Annotated in this window: 10 protein-coding genes, 2 tRNA genes and 1 pseudogene; 6 read left to right on the top strand and 7 right to left on the bottom strand. The window is 61.7% G+C overall.

Features of this window, described 5'->3' with window-relative positions:
* From NW845_RS10370 to miaB, 3 genes and pseudogenes are all read left to right on the top strand, one after another.
* Nucleotides 1-471 (top strand): annotated as a pseudogene (locus NW845_RS10370) (peptidase S41); the annotation flags it as partial.
* Nucleotides 472-604: 133 nt separating this feature from the next.
* The gene (locus NW845_RS10365) at nucleotides 605-1,954 is read left to right on the top strand and encodes an adenylosuccinate synthase (RefSeq protein WP_414378426.1); all 1,350 of its coding nucleotides are present in this window, start codon (nucleotides 605-607) and stop codon (nucleotides 1,952-1,954) included.
* Between the two features lie 107 nt (nucleotides 1,955-2,061).
* On the top strand, nucleotides 2,062-3,423 hold the full coding sequence (miaB, locus tag NW845_RS10360) for a tRNA (N6-isopentenyl adenosine(37)-C2)-methylthiotransferase MiaB (RefSeq protein WP_414378427.1): 1,362 nt from the start codon (nucleotides 2,062-2,064) through the stop codon (nucleotides 3,421-3,423).
* Here the strand turns inward: miaB and NW845_RS10355 are convergent.
* Nucleotides 3,423-3,494 (bottom strand) — tRNA-Thr (locus NW845_RS10355). The genes miaB and NW845_RS10355 overlap by 1 nt on opposite strands.
* A gap of 4 nt (nucleotides 3,495-3,498) precedes the next feature.
* Nucleotides 3,499-3,584 (bottom strand) — tRNA-Tyr (locus tag NW845_RS10350).
* A 140-nt stretch (nucleotides 3,585-3,724) separates the two neighbouring features.
* On the opposite strand from NW845_RS10350, the gene lysA reads away from it, so the two are divergent.
* From lysA to NW845_RS10335, 3 genes are all read left to right on the top strand, one after another.
* The gene (gene lysA, locus NW845_RS10345) at nucleotides 3,725-5,101 is read left to right on the top strand and encodes a diaminopimelate decarboxylase (RefSeq protein WP_414378424.1); all 1,377 of its coding nucleotides are present in this window, start codon (nucleotides 3,725-3,727) and stop codon (nucleotides 5,099-5,101) included.
* Between the two features lie 233 nt (nucleotides 5,102-5,334).
* Nucleotides 5,335-6,258 (top strand): diadenylate cyclase CdaA, encoded by a 924-nt coding sequence (cdaA, locus tag NW845_RS10340; RefSeq protein WP_414378423.1) that lies wholly within the window; start codon nucleotides 5,335-5,337, stop codon nucleotides 6,256-6,258.
* 5 nt (nucleotides 6,259-6,263) lie between these two features.
* Nucleotides 6,264-7,010: an isoprenyl transferase gene (locus NW845_RS10335; RefSeq protein ID WP_414364804.1), complete on the top strand. Its 747-nt coding sequence runs from the start codon at nucleotides 6,264-6,266 to the stop codon at nucleotides 7,008-7,010.
* Nucleotides 7,011-7,235: 225 nt separating this feature from the next.
* Here NW845_RS10335 and NW845_RS10330 read toward each other — a convergent pair whose 3' ends face one another.
* The 5 genes from NW845_RS10330 to NW845_RS10310 form a co-directional block, all read right to left on the bottom strand.
* Nucleotides 7,236-7,835 (bottom strand): CPP1-like family protein, encoded by a 600-nt coding sequence (locus NW845_RS10330; RefSeq protein WP_414364806.1) that lies wholly within the window; start codon nucleotides 7,833-7,835, stop codon nucleotides 7,236-7,238.
* 33 nt (nucleotides 7,836-7,868) lie between these two features.
* Nucleotides 7,869-9,089, bottom strand: coding sequence for a cysteine desulfurase family protein (locus NW845_RS10325; protein WP_414378422.1), 1,221 nt, complete (start codon nucleotides 9,087-9,089; stop codon nucleotides 7,869-7,871).
* Between the two features lie 57 nt (nucleotides 9,090-9,146).
* Nucleotides 9,147-11,105 carry an acetate--CoA ligase gene (gene acs, locus NW845_RS10320; RefSeq protein WP_414378420.1) on the bottom strand — a complete coding sequence of 653 codons (1,959 nt, stop codon included), beginning with the start codon at nucleotides 11,103-11,105 and terminating at the stop codon, nucleotides 9,147-9,149.
* 296 nt (nucleotides 11,106-11,401) lie between these two features.
* Nucleotides 11,402-12,721 carry a rod shape-determining protein RodA gene (gene rodA, locus NW845_RS10315; protein ID WP_414333893.1) on the bottom strand — a complete coding sequence of 440 codons (1,320 nt, stop codon included), beginning with the start codon at nucleotides 12,719-12,721 and terminating at the stop codon, nucleotides 11,402-11,404.
* Nucleotides 12,722-12,754: 33 nt separating this feature from the next.
* Nucleotides 12,755-13,007: hypothetical protein (locus NW845_RS10310; RefSeq protein ID WP_414378418.1), on the bottom strand; the 253-nt coding region annotated here is incomplete at its 5' end.

Below are 13,007 nucleotides of genomic sequence, written 5' to 3'. Positions count from 1 at the left end.
GTCCTGGTTCAAGAGGGCCGCGTCGGTCGTTTTGTCCTGGGCATGGATACCCGCAACGTCGATACCCACCTTTTGGGCAACGTGGATCTAATCCCCGCCGAGTCGCGGGCCAACGTCTTCCAGCCCAACAGCGACCTGAAGATCTTCTACTTGCAAGACTACATCCTCTTTGCTTACCGCCGTCCGGGCGTTCTCAATAGCTTTTTTGCCGACCGCATCTACACCACCCACCCCGAAGCCATGACTGGCGAAGGGATCCGCATTGGCTCCACCTACTCGGAAGTGGTTGCTGTTTACGGCGGCCCCGGCGAAAACGGCTACAACGAGGTGGTGCCCTACCCCAAAGGCAGTCGGGAATACCTGCGGGAGGATCGCTACTACGTCAACTACGATGCCCTGGGCCTGTCCTTTGCCTTTGCGGTGGGCTCCAACCGGGTCACCGCCATCGGCCTGTTCAAGCCGGGGAGTTGAGGACGGAAAAGTTAATCGATTGTTAACCTTTTTGTCAAACACCCTCAACACCCCCCCGAGCAATGGGGTAAATTAGTGCAGCAACCCCGCAAAGGGGATTTTTTGTGCCGTTCACAGACTGTAGGAGAAGCTCTTGGCAAACGTTGTGGTTGTCGGTGCCCAGTGGGGCGACGAAGGAAAAGGTAAGATCACCGACCTCCTCAGTGAAAAGGCGCATGTGGTCGTCCGCTACCAAGGCGGGGTTAACGCAGGACATACCGTGGTGGTGGGGGGCCAAATCTTTAAGCTGCACCTGATCCCCTCCGGCATCCTCTACCCCGACAAGCGCTGCATCATCGCCAGTGGCACGGTGATCGACCCTGAGGTGTTGCTGGCCGAGATCGACCAACTGCACCAACTGGGGATCTCCACCCACAACCTCTACATCGCCGAAACCGCTCACGTGACCCTGCCCTACCATCGTGTCATCGACGTGGCCGAGGAAGAGCGGCGCGGCATCTATAGGCTGGGCACCACCGGGCGAGGCATTGGCCCCACCTACGCCGACAAGGCCGAGCGCATGGGCATCCGCGTCGTGGACTTGATGTATCCCGATCAACTGCGGGAGCGCCTCAGTTGGGCCATTCCCTACAAGAACGTTTTGCTGGAAAAAATCTACAACCTACCCCCTCTGGATCCTGAGCCAATCATCGAGCAATACCTGGCCTATGCGGAGCGGCTGCGCCCCTACGTCACCGACGCCGCCCTGCTCCTCACCCAGGCCATCGAAGAGCGGCAAAATATTCTCTTCGAGGGGGCACAGGGCACGCTGCTGGATCTCGACTACGGCACCTACCCCTATGTCACTTCCTCCCATCCTATTGCCGGTGGTGCTTGCGTTGGTGCCGGGATCGGCCCCACCAGCATCGACCGGGTAATTGGGGTAGCCAAGGCCTACACCACCCGCGTCGGCGAAGGCCCCTTCCCCACCGAGCTCAAGGACGAGATTGGCGCTTACCTGGGGGCAGCGGGAGCCGAATTTGGCACCACCACCGGGCGGCAGCGGCGCTGCGGCTGGTTCGATAGCGTGATTGGGCGTTATGCCGTGCGGATCAACGGCCTCGACTGCCTGGCCATCACCAAATTGGATGTGCTGGACGGCCTAGACGAGATCAAGGTGTGCGTTGCCTATGAGTACCAGGGGCGCGAGATCCGTCACTTTCCCAGCGATGCCCGCGTCTTTGCCCAGTGCAAGCCCATCTATGAAACCCTGCCCGGCTGGAAGTGCTCCACCAAAGACTGCCGCTCCCTTGAGGACTTGCCTCCCGAAGCCTACGACTACCTGAAGTTTTTGGCCCAGTTGATGCAGGTACCGATTGCCATCGTCTCCCTGGGAGCCAGCCGCGACCAAACCATTATCGTGGAGGATCCCATCCATGGCCCCAAGCGCGCCTTGCTCTACCCCAACGGCAGCAGGCAGGTTCACGCCCTCATGCCGGACTAACAAGCGGAGAGAGAGGCAGTGGGCGGCACCTGCGGTCGCCTCCGCCGCCACCAAGGATCCGCTAAGCTCAAAGGTAAAGGTTGCTTGCGTTGTCTTCTGGTCTTGCCATGGCTGCTCCCACCTACTCCATCATCACTTTTGGCTGTCAAATGAACCGGGCCGACAGCGAGCGCATGGCCGGGATCCTGGAGTCACTGGGGTATGTGCCCGCCGAAGACGAGCTACAGGCAGACTTGGTTCTCTTCAATACCTGCACCATCCGCAACAACGCTGAGCAAAAGGTGTATTCCTACCTGGGCATCCAGGCGCAGCGCAAGCGGAAAAACCCCGCCATCAAGCTGATCGTGGCCGGCTGCGTGGCCCAGCAGGAGGGAGAGCGGCTGCTACGCCGCGTCCCAGAGCTCGACCTGGTCATGGGCCCCCAGTACGTCAACCGCCTGGGGGATCTGCTGGCCCAGGTGGAGGCTGGCAACCAGGTGGTGGCCACTGAGCCCATCGAGATCCCGGAAGACATCACCAAACCCCGCCGGGATAGCCGGGTGACAGCCTGGATCAACGTCATCTACGGCTGCAATGAGCGCTGTACTTACTGCATTGTGCCGTTGGTGCGGGGACGGGAGCAATCGCGCCAGCCGCAGGCCATCCGCGCCGAGATTGAGGAGGTGGCTGGGGCCGGCTATCGCGAGGTCACCTTGCTGGGGCAAAACATCGACGCCTACGGGCGGGATCTGGATCCCAAGACCAACCTGGCCAGCTTGCTGCGCTTTGTCCACTCGGTGGAAGGGATCGAGCGGATTCGCTTTGCCACCAGCCACCCGCGCTACTTCACTGAAGAGCTCATTGCCACCTGTGCCGAGCTGCCCAAGGTGTGCGAGCACTTCCACATCCCCTTCCAGGCGGGCAGTGACGAAGTCCTCAAGCGGATGCGGCGCGGCTACACCCAGGAGCGCTACCGCCAGCTCATCCAGCTCATCCGCCAGTACATGCCCGAGGCCACCATCAGCGCCGATGCCATCGTTGGCTTCCCTGGCGAAACAGAAGCCCAGTTTCAAGAAACCCTGCAACTGGTGCAGGATATCGGCTTTGATTTCCTCAATACTGCCGCCTACTCTCCCCGCCCGGGCACGCCAGCGGCGGAGTGGCCCGACCAAGTGCCGGAAGAGGAAAAAAGCGACCGCCTGCAACGGCTCAACCGCTTGGTAGCGGAGGTGGCTGCCGACCGCAGCGCCCGCCTGCTGGGCCAGGTGCAGGAGGTGCTGGTGGAAGGCCCCAACCCCAAAAACCCCCGCCAAGCGATGGGACGTACCCGCGGCAACCGCATTGTTTTCTTCGACGGGGATCCGGAGCCATTGCAGGGATCCCTGGTGCCAGTGCGCATCACTGCTACGCGGGCTTTCTCTCTTAGCGGCGAGATTGTCAGGGCAGGGGAAGGGAAACCCCAACCTGCAGAGCTGGAAGTTTGCGCCTAAGCCCACGACGAGGATTGAACTCGTGACCTCCCCCTTACCAAGGGGGTGCTCTGCCACTGAGCTACGTGGGCGGCATGGTGGGCCGAGTTGGATTCGAACCAACGTAGGCGTAAGCCAGCGGATTTACAGTCCGCCCCCTTTAACCACTCGGGCATCGACCCACAGACGCTGGTTCCCTATAGTAGCAGAAAAAAGGATGTAAATGCCCAGGAGCAACCTCTGGGGGGTTGAGGGGATCTCTCCCCGGCCAAACTGGAGAGAAAACTTGGTAGGGTGGAAGACAGTCTTCTAGCTTGCGACTATGGTTTCAACCCTCGGCACGCCCCCTTCTGTCAAATCCGTTTCTCCCAACCAGTCGCTGCAGCCGTTAACCAGCCGCGTCAACAGCCAGGGCCACCTGGAGATTGGCGGCTGTGACGTGGTGGAGTTGGTACGTCAGTTTGGCTCCCCCCTCTACATCCTGGACGAATGGACCCTGCGGCAGGCCTGCCGCCTCTATCGCGACACCTGGGCCCGCTGTTACCCTGGACAATCCCAAGTCTTGTATGCCACGAAAGCCTGGAACTGCTTGGCCATCTGTGCTTTGGCGCTGCAAGAAGGGCTGGGGCTGGATGTCGCCTCTGGCGGCGAGCTGTACACTGCCCTGCAAGCAGGGGCCAGGGGTGAGGAGCTCTACCTGCACGGCAACGCCAAGTCGGCAGAGGAGCTGGCCATGGCCCTGGAGGTGGGCTGCACCCTGGTGGCGGATAGCCTCTACGAGCTGCAGCAGGTAGCTGCTCTGGCCACCCCTGAACGACCCGCCCGCTTATTGGTGCGGGTTAACCCCGGCATTGACGTCCACACCCATGAGTACATCCGCACCGGCCAAACCGACAGCAAATTCGGCATTGGTCAGTGGCAACTGCCGGAGGTGTTTGATTTTCTGGCAGCCCATCTCCAACTGCACTGCGTCGGGCTCCACGCCCATATTGGGTCTCAGATTTTTGATCTGCAAGGACACCGCGACCTGGCGGGGGTACTGGCTCAGATTTGGCGGCAAGGGTTAGACAGAGGCCTGCCCCTCCAGGAGCTCAATGTGGGCGGCGGCCTGGGGATCCGCTATGTCGAATCCGACGATCCCCCGTCCATCCCAGAGTGGGTGGAAGCGGTAGCCACTGCCGTGCGGCAGAGTTTCACCGCCGCCGGGCTCCCCCTGCCCAAGGTGCTCTGCGAGCCTGGACGATCCGTGATTGGCCCGGCTGCTGTTACCGCTTATACCCTGGGGGGGCAAAAACGGATCCCGCCCAGCGAAGACCTTCCCGAAGGCCGCCTCTACGTCACCATCGACGGCGGCATGTCCGACAACCCCCGTCCTATCACCTATGGGGCCCGCTACACTGCCCTCTTGGCCAACCGCCCTGAAGCCGAGGCCACCCAGCGGGTAACAGTGGCCGGCAAACACTGCGAGTCGGGGGATGTGCTCTTGAAAGATGTGCTTTTGCCCAACCCAGCGCCTGGCGACGTCCTAGTTGTGTTGGCCACCGGGGCCTACAACTACAGCATGGCCTCCAATTACAACCGCTTCCCTCGGCCAGCGGCGGTGCTGGTCAACCAGGGTGAGGCCCAGTTGATCCTGCGGCGGGAAACTTATGCGGATTTGATCCGTCAGGACATCTTACCGGAGCGCTTGCAACGGTGAAGGGAAGAGATGGCTGCCTGTAACCGTTGCTGTTGAGGGGGGCTTGGTTTTTTCTGCAGCAGTGACCCCGCTGGCTCTCGGGCAGGAAAGACTGGAAGACAGGTAGGAGGTGAGTGGTAGGCTGGTCAGGGGGCCGCAGTCCAACAGGGGTTCCGGAACCAAAAGGTTCTGGGGCGCAGGATGGCGTAGGCAAAGGGTCCGCAACGAGGGGAGCGTGAACGGGGTTTTTCGGCATGCTGGCGGCCTTATGGGCTTGGCTACAGCAATTTAACGTTCTCAGCCTGTTGGACTGGGCTCTGGCCGTCTTGCTATTGGCTTTGGCCCTCTATTACACCCGCGAGAGCCGGGCCGGGGTGCTGGTGCGGGGATTTATGGTGCTCCTGGTGCTGTATCTGGCCACAGCCTCGCTGCCACTGGTGCACCTGATTTTGGATCGCCTGCTCCTTGCTGCGGCTATAGCGATGGGGGTACTCTTTCAGCCGGAGTTTCGGCGGCTCTTGGAGCAACTGGCAAAAGCCATCCGCATAGAGTGGGTAGATCCAGAAGGCAACGACGAGGACGACCCAGAGGAAGAGTTGGTGGAGGAGGTGGTGCAGGCGGTGCGAGAACTCTCTCAAAATCGGACAGGGGCGCTGATTGTGATCGAGCCAGATCAGCCAATCGACTCGCGGGTGTTCACCGATAAAGGAGTTCCTTTGCAGGCGCGGGTATCGCGGGAGCTCTTACAGACGATCTTCCAGACCTCGACGCTCCTGCACGATGGGGCTGTAATTATCCATCGGGATCGGATTCGCGCGGCAGGGGTGATCCTGCCGGTTTCGGAGCGAACTGCCTCTCGCCAACTAGGCACGAGGCACCGGGCGGCGATGGGGATCACAGAACAGGCCAATTGCTTGTGTATTGTGGTCTCAGAGGAGACGGGATCCATCTCACTGGCAGAAGGCGGACGCCTCGAGCGACCCCTGACCAGTGCCAAGCTACACGAACTGCTGGTGCAGCGGTTGCGTCATCCGCGTGAAGCCAAAAAACGGGATGCTCCCCTGCAGGGATTATGGGCCCACCCGTGGATTCGCAATGGACCGTTGCGCTGGTGGGGATCCCTGCCAGATCTAGCCAAATTCCCTCGCAAACCTGAGAAAACCCTTCCCAAAGACTGATCCGCATGACCCTTTCTCCTGCCCATCTTCTGCAGTTGCCTGCCGACCTGGATCCGCAGTTGTTGCCCCGCCATGTGGCAGTGGTCATGGATGGCAACGGGCGGTGGGCGCAAAAGCGAGGCTTGCCCCGCAGTGTCGGGCATCAGCGCGGGGTAGCGGCTTTGAAGGAGTTGCTCCGCTGCTGTCACGATTGGGGGATCCCTCTCCTCACCGCCTACGCCTTCTCCACGGAGAACTGGGGCCGCGCCCGCGAGGAGGTGGATTTTCTCATGACCTTGTTCGAGCAGGTGCTGTGGCAGGAACTGGCGGAAATGGTGCAGCAGGGGGTGCGCATTCAGTTTGCCGGCCAGTTGTCGGCCCTGCCCCAGTCTTTGCAGGACACGATCCTGCATGCGGTGGAACGCACCCAGCACAACGAGGGCATTTGTCTGACGGTGGCCCTCAACTACGGCGGCAGACAGGAGATCCTGCAGGCTTGTCGCTCGATTGCCACCCTGGTGCAGCAGGGGCTTTTGCAACCGGATCAGATCGACGAAGCCCTCTTCTCCCAATTTCTCTACACCACTGGCCTCTCCGATCCCGACCTGTTGATCCGCACCAGCGGCGAGATGCGCATCAGCAACTTCCTGCTCTGGCAGATGGCCTACACCGAGCAGTACTTCACCCCCATCCTCTGGCCGGACTTCGACCGCGCCGCCTTTCACCAAGCCTTGCTCAGCTATCAGTCGCGGCAGCGGCGCTTCGGCAGATAAGACCTTGACGGATCCCTGCCTGCTTCAATCAAACCAGACCCTCACCCCCAACCCCTCTCCCTCAGGGAGCTAGCCCTCACCCCCAACCCCTCTCCCTCAGGGAGAGGGGAGTTAGGGAACGACGTAACGAACCGTTTCGTTGCTGTTTGAAGTGGCTGTATCTCAAGCCGGCTTGGGACGACTTGAATGAACAGGCAGCACAAATGTATACCTGAAGCTCCCCAACTAGCGCAAAAAGCTGGTTATCAGCCACATCACTCCAAACGTGATCCCCACCAACAGGGCGCCAGGGGCATCGCCGCCGGTAAGGGGAAGGGCAATGCCGTAGGCCAACATCAGTCCTAGGCTCAGTCCTGCCAGCGCCAAGAGCAAAGCGCGAAGGAAGCGGCGCTCCTTGCGGTACAGGAAATAGATGCAGGTCATCAGCCCCAGCGCCAGTTGCAGGGAGGGATACTCATCAGGGGCCAAGACAACCCAACCCACCAGTCCTCCCAGCAACACGGCGGGCCAGAGCACATCCGGGGCAGAAGGGCTATCTAGCCAACGGCTAATCCAAGGGGGATTTTGGGCAGCAGGACGGGGCAAACTCAGTTCCGTCTCCAGACGGGCAGCCCGTTGTTCAGCATAGCGAATGCGGTCGGGGACAGCGATCTTGCCCTCCTTGCGCAGGCGCAGGCGCTGCATCAGGATGGCATCGTAGGCTTGTTCCACCCGCTCCTGCTGCTGTTCATCCGCACCCAAGCTGGCCAGGAGCCGTGCCCGTGCCGATTGGATCTCCTCAAAGGAGGCTTCTTCGCTGACCCCTAAGACCTGATACGGACTCATCTCAGCCATGACGACCAGCCCTGTAACTCTCTATCACCTTAACCCAGCCGCCAATTCAGCGGCAGGCGCTGACGGCAGGGGTTGGGTTGCCTGACCCTCAAGGGATCCAGCAGCAGAGCGGAGGAGAGCCTGCAGGGAGCGGGCCACCTGCTCAACCGCGGCTTGGGTGGTGGCCTTGCCCAGGCTGAGGCGGATAGATCCCAGGGCCTCGGCCTCGGAATAGCCCATGGCCAAAAGGATGCGGCTGGGGATCCGCTGGCCGCTGCTACAGGCAGAGCCGGCGCTGATGGCGATTCCCTGGCGGCTCATCTCCCTCACCAGCACGTGCCCCGGGATCACGGCAGTGCAGTAGCTGAGGTGGTGGGGCAGGCGTTGCTCCAGATCCGAGGGGCCGGTCAGCCGCAAACCCGGCACAGAGGCCAGCAACTGGGCCAGCTGCCGTTGCAACTGCCGCAGGCGGGCCGTCTCCTGCTCCAGCTCTTGGGCTGCCAAAGCCGCCGCCACCCCTAGGCCGACAATGGCAGGGATCCCTTGGGTGCCGGCTCGCAGCCGCCGTTCTTGCCCGCCCCCCCGCAGCAGCGGTTGCAGCTCCACCCCTGGGCGCACATAGAGCGCCCCCACCCCCTGCGGCCCGTAAAGCTTATGCCCAGACAGGGAGAGCAGGTCCACAGGCAGTTGCGCCAGATCCAGGGGGATCCGCCCCACAGTCTGCACCGCGTCGGTGTGGAAGAGCACTCCTGCCTGGCGACAAAGGCGGCCCAGCTCGGCAATCGGCTGCAGGGATCCCACCTCATTCTGGCCGTGGACGATGGAGACCAGAACGGTGTTGGGCTGCAACGCCTGGATCAAGGTTTGGGGATCCACCTGGCCGGCGGAGTTCACCGGCAGACGGGTTACCTCCCAGCCCTGGGCCTGCAACCGACGGGCGGCATTCTCCACCGAGGCGTGCTCGACGCTAGAGATGATGAGATGCTGGGGAGTGGAGTAGCGCTGCGCCACCCCAAACAGGGCCAGGTTGTTGGACTCCGTTCCGCCAGAGGTAAACAGCAGCGTCTCCGGCTCACAGTTGAGCAGCTCGGCCAGCTGCTGCCGCGCCCGTTCCATGGCCATGGCCGCCCGTTCTCCCCACCCATGCAAGCTGGAGGGGTTGCCCCAACTCTCCTGCATCGCCAGCCCCATAGCCTCGATCACCTCAGGCCGAGGCGGAGTGGTGGCGCTGTGGTCAAAGTAAAGTGCGGGATCCAGAGGCGACATGCGAGCTTGACAACCCAGGACTCGATGTCCCCATCTTAGTGCCGGCGCGTTGGCAGTTCACACCCCTTGCCGCAGCCGTTCCAGCACCCCCAGGTCTTCGAGGGTGGAGGTATCGCCGCTGATGCCGGAGCCGGCAGCCAGTTGCCGCAGCAGGCGGCGCATGATCTTGCCAGAGCGGGTCTTGGGCAGCGCCTCGGTGAAGCGAATCTCGCTGGGGCGGGCGATGGCTCCGATCTCCTCGACCACATGTTGCATCAGTGCTTGGCGCAGCGCTTCGCCCGGCTCGTAGCCCTCCGCCAAGATGACAAAAGCCACGATCGCTTCTCCCTTGATCTCGTCCGGTCGCCCCACCACCGCTGCCTCCGCCACAGCTGGGTGAGAGACCAGCGCCGATTCCAATTCCATCGTGCCCAGACGGTGGCCGGCAACATTGATGACATCGTCCACCCGGCCCATCACCCAAAAGTAGCCATCTTCATCCCGGCGGGCGCCGTCCCCGGCAAAGTAGAAGTACTGCCCATCCTTGGGCGGGATCCGCTCCCAGTAACTGGAGCGGAACCGCTGCGGATCTTTGTAAAGGGTGCGCATCATGCCCGGCCAGGGACGGCGGATCACCAGATAACCCCCTTCTGGGGCCGGGTTCCCTTCCATGTCGACCACATCTGCCGCAATGCCCGGGAAAGGGCGGGTGGCGGATCCCGGCTTGGTGGGTGTAACTCCCGGCAGAGGCGAGATCATAATGCCGCCGGTTTCGGTCTGCCACCAGGTATCCACAATCGGGCAGCGCCCACTGCCGATGACGGTGTAGTACCACATCCAGGCTTCCGGGTTGATCGGCTCGCCCACGGTGCCCAACAGCCGCAGCGAGGAGAGGTCATGCCGGCGGGGCAGGGCGTCGCCACTTTTCATAAAAGCCCGGATTGCCGTGGGGGCGGTGTAGAAAATCGAGATGCGGTGGCGGGCGATCAGCTCCCAGAAACAATCGGGTTTAGCAGGTCGGGGCGCCCCCTCGTACATAAACACCGTCGCACCATTGGAGAGGGGGCCATAGACGATGTAGCTGTGGCCCGTGATCCAGCCAACATCGGCAGTACACCAGTAGATGTCTTCTTCTTGCAAATCGAAGATCCACTGACAGGTGACGTGAGTGTAGAGGTTGTAGCCGCCGCTGGTGTGGACAACGCCTTTGGGCTTGCCGGTAGTGCCGGAGGTGTAGAGGATAAACAGCATCGCCTCCGCGTCCATAGGCTCGGCGGGGCAGGCTTCTTCTAGGCTGGGGGCCAGCTCATGCCACCAGATATCTCGATCCGGGATCATCGACACAGCTTGTCCTGTCCGCTGCACCACCAGGACTTTTTCGACGCTGGGCACCCCTTCCGCCAGCGCCAAGTCCACTTGGGGCTTGAGGGGGACGATGGCATCTTTGCGCCAGCCCCCATCGGCGGTAATGACGACTTTGGCTTCCGCATCCCGCAGCCGCTCCTTGAGGGCCTCGGCGCTGAACCCGCCGAACACCACCGTATGGGCTGCCCCGATCCGCGCACAGGCCAGCATGGCCATGACGGCCTCCGGGATCATCGGCATGTAGATCCCCACCCGATCCCCTTTTTGAATGCCCAGAAACTTGAGGCCGTTGGCCCAGCGGCAGACCTCGCGGTGGAGCTGCTCGTAGGTCAGGGTGCGGGTGTCCCCCGGCTCCCCCTCCCAGATGAGGGCGGGCTTGTGGCGGCGGCCATTGTCCAAATGGCGATCCAGGCAGTTGTAGCTGAGGTTGAGCTGCCCCCCCACAAACCACTGCGCCTGGGGCGGATCCCAGTGCAACACCTGCTGCCAAGGCTGAAACCAGTGCAATTCCTGCTGTGCCAGCCGCTCCCAAAACCCCAAGGGATCCGCTTCCGCCTCTTGGCAAATCTGTTGGTAGCGCTCAGGGGTGATGCGAGCCCGCTGCACAAACGAGGGAGGCGGCGGGAAAAGGCGTTTTTCCTGCAGAATCGACTCCAGGGCCGGTTGAGACATGGCGACAAGACCGGTACAGACAAAGGGATCCCAACCGCGCCGCGGCTCCCTACAAGGGACGACGGGAGGGAGGTGGGAATAGGATACCTACCCCAGCAGGGGTAGAGCAAGGGAGCGATCCCCATTGCCAGGGGTGGTCAATTTCATACTGAATCGATTGCAGCCATTCAAATTACAGCCTTTTCGGACTTCATGGGAGTTCTGCAGACGAGCGGGATCCCTGTCGAGCGAAGAACAGATGGGTACTGGCCTGGGTCAGTGCCGCTAGAAAAAGAGGGAGAGGAGAACTCTTGAAATTACTTGAAAAAGGTGGTGCGTTGGCGGTGCATCACCACCGATTCCACCAGGCCGATGGCCAGAAAGTTGGTCAACAGAGCCGAGCGGCCATAGCTCAAAAAAGGCAAGGGCAGGCCGGTGATGGGGGCCAAGCCAATCGTCATACCGATATTGACTACCGCCTGAAAGAGGATCATCGCCAACACCCCGATGGCAATGAGAGACCCGAAATTGTCCTTGGCTCCTTGGGCAATCCAGATCAGCCGCGCACACAGAATCCAAAACAGGATCAGCACCGTCAGGGTGCCGACAAAGCCCATCTCTTCCCCAATGGCCGAGAAAATGAAATCGGTGTGCTGCTCGGGGATAAAGTCCAGTTGGGTTTGGGTGCCCTGCTGGATGCCACGGCCCCAGAGCCCACCGGCGCCGATGGCGATGCGAGATTGAATCAGGTGGTAGCCGGATCCCCAGGGCTCTTGCATGGGATCGATAAAAATCTCCAGCCGCCGCCGCTGGTAGGGCTTGAGGATGTGCCAGGCCACCTGGCCCAGATGCCCGGAGAGCAGGTTGATCACTCCAAAGGTCATCGCTCCTGTCCACCGCCAAGGCAGCCGCCAAGCTGCTAGGCTCGCCATGCCCAGGCACCAGATCAGCCAGACCCAGAGCATCCAGCTCAACTCCGCGCGGGTGTGCAGGCCGTAGAGAATGGCCCCCACCCCCGGCGACAGCAGCAGGAGGATCCAACTGCCCTTGGCCCCGGCCCAGTAGAGCATGACCAGCAAGATCACCACAAACACCAGGGCGGTGCCCAAGTTGGGCTGCAGGAAGATCAAAACCCAAGGAGGAGCGACGACGGCAACAGCCACCCAGATTTGGCTGAAGTATTTGATTGGCCAGTGGTGCAAAATGGCCGCCAGGGTGATGATGACCCCCAACTTGGCAAACTCGGAAGGCTGTACCTGGACGCCGGCAATGGAGATCCACCGCTCTGCCCCTCCTCCCGCCGTGCCGAAAAAGAGCACTGCAATCAAGCCCGCCAAAGTCAGGCCATAGGTGAACCAATGCCAGCGCAGCAGCCGCTCGTAGGGGATCCGCGCCACCATCGCCAAAAACACCAGGCTGATCCCGGCCATGATCAACTGCTGCAGCCAGTAGTGGCTGATGGGACGCTCCCAGACAGCGCTGCGGATGGCGATGATGCCGATGCCCGTCAAGGCCAGCACCGTGGCCAGCAAAATGCCGTCGAACTCCCGCCAAGGCAACAGGATTTGCTGCAGGAGCTGTTTCCACCTTGACTGGGGGGGCACTTTCGGATCAGCGCTGGACAGGAAGAGGGCCATATCTGATGGAGCGACGCCGGCACCAGTTTATCTCTATTCCCAGCCCTGCAGTTGCTCTAGCCAGGCAGAGAGCCGGGATCCCACCTGTTCTCGGCGCTGCTCAAAATTGGCTGCTGCCCAAATCAAGAGCACCCCCAGCAAGATCCCCATCCCCCACAACAGGATTGGGTCAGTGGTTACCCACAGCCACCCCTGCCGCAAGACGCCCAGGCCAAAGCCCAGGGTGCCCGCCCACAGGTAGGCCCGCACCCGCAGCGCCAAACCCAGTACCCCCAAAGCCAAGCCC

The organism is Synechococcus sp. H60.2, from assembly GCF_047462315.1.
GTDB lineage: Bacteria > Cyanobacteriota > Cyanobacteriia > Thermostichales > Thermostichaceae > Thermostichus.
The sequence above is the reverse complement of the archived record's forward strand: the minus strand, read 5'-3'. Positions and strand labels throughout refer to the sequence as shown.